1 protein-coding gene is annotated in these 598 nt (G+C 76.8%); it reads left to right on the forward strand.

Going from position 1 to position 598, the window contains the following annotated elements:
• On the forward strand, window positions 1-598 hold a 598-nt coding region (locus tag KUM32_RS37520; protein WP_217146315.1), incomplete at both ends, for a condensation domain-containing protein.

Consider the following 598-nt stretch of genomic DNA (forward strand, 5'->3'; position numbering starts at 1 on the left):
GGCCGCGCCGACGCCGCCCTGGACGACCTGGTCGGCTTCTTCGTCAACAACCTGGTGCTGCGCACCGACACCTCGGGCGACCCCACCTTCCGCACGCTCGTCGACCGCGTCCGGGCCGTGGACCTGGCCGCCTACGCCCACGCCGACGTGCCCTTCGAGCACCTGGTGGACGTGGTGAGCCCGCACCGCTCGCTGGCCCGGCACCCGCTGTTCCAGACCATGCTCGCCTACGAGAACCGGTCCGCCGCCGAGATCGGGCTGCCCGGCGTGCGGACCACGGCCGTGCCCGCGCTCGGCGAGGCCGCCAAGTTCGACCTGACGTTCACGCTCGCCGAACGGGCCGGCGCCGACGGCATCGACGGCATCCTCGAATACGCCACCGACCTCTTCGACCGGCCCACGGCGAAGGCGCTCGCCGACCGCCTGGTGCGCCTGCTGACCGCCGCGGCCCACGAGCCCGACGTCCCGCTGCACCGACTCGACGTGCTCTCGGCCGCCGAGCGCGCGGCGCTGACCGGCGCCGCGCTGACCGGCACGACGCCGGCCGCCCCCGCGCGCCGGCCAGCCGCCACCGGGCCCGCAGCGCGCGGCCCCGCCC

The organism is Streptomyces sp. AC627_RSS907, assembly GCF_019049165.1.